The organism is Rhodopseudomonas sp. B29 (assembly GCF_000333455.1).
Classification (GTDB): domain Bacteria; phylum Pseudomonadota; class Alphaproteobacteria; order Rhizobiales; family Xanthobacteraceae; genus Rhodopseudomonas.
In genome coordinates this window covers 1-939 of the sequence record NZ_BADD01000505.1, presented here as the reverse complement: position 1 = coordinate 939, position 939 = coordinate 1, and the positions used below count along the sequence as shown (strand labels likewise).

2 protein-coding genes are annotated in these 939 nt (G+C 64.2%); both read left to right on the top strand.

Translation table 11 applies throughout. The features are described from left to right. Positions 1-501: branched-chain amino acid ABC transporter permease (locus I5M_RS17885; RefSeq protein ID WP_040771775.1), on the top strand; the 501-nt coding region annotated here is incomplete at its 5' end. Next, on the top strand, positions 488-939 hold a 452-nt coding region (locus I5M_RS17880; RefSeq protein WP_022722648.1), incomplete at its 3' end, for an ATP-binding cassette domain-containing protein. The genes I5M_RS17885 and I5M_RS17880, both read left to right, overlap by 14 nt.

The window sequence follows — 939 nt, the reverse complement described above, 5'->3', positions numbered from 1 at the left end:
ATTTTGCTGGCGGTCTATCTCGGCTGCCGCTTTCTGGTGCGCTCGCAATTCGGCCTGGCGCTTGCCGGCCTGCGCGAGAACGAGCAACGCATCGCGTTCTTCGGCTACAAGGTCCAGCACTTCAAAGCGATCGTGTTCTCGCTCGGCGGCGCCATCGCCGGGCTCGGCGGCACGCTGTACGCCTTCCACGAGGGATTCGTCTGGCCCAACATGCTCGGCGTGGTGATGTCGACTCAGGTGGTGCTGTACGTGCTGTTCGGCGGATCTGGGACGTTGATCGGCGCAGTGATCGGCACCGTGGTGATCGAGATCGTGTCGTTCTGGCTGTCGAACAGCTATCAGGATATCTGGCCGATCATCCTCGGCGCCTTGATGCTGCTGGTCATCCTGTTTCGGCCCGCCGGCCTGATCAGCCTGATCCTCGGCGAACGCGAGCGCATCGGCAGCTTCGGCCGCCCGCCCAAGGCTCACGGCAAGGAGGGCAGCCATGGCGCTTCTTGAAGCCCGCGGCCTGATCAAGATCTTCGGCAAGCTCACCGCGTTGAACGGCGCCGAGCTGATCGTGCAGCCGAACGAGTTTCATGGCCTGATCGGACCCAATGGCTCCGGCAAAAGCACGATGATGAAGTGCATCGCCGGCGCCGAAGTGCCGACCGAGGGACGGGTGAGCTTCGATGGCCGCGACATCACCGCGGCGTCGCCGGCCGAACGCGCCCGCAGCGGCATGAGCCTCAAATTCCAGATCACCAGCGTGCTGCCGGCGCTGACGCTGTACGACAACGTGCTGCTCGCGTTGCAGGGGCAGACCGCAATCTCCAAGCTGATGTTCTCGCGGACTCGCGGGTTGCTGCACGACAAGGTGATGGCGATGCTCGAGCAGTTTCGGCTGGTCGACCGCGCCCAGGAGTCGGCCGCGGCGTTGTCGCATGGTCAGCAGCA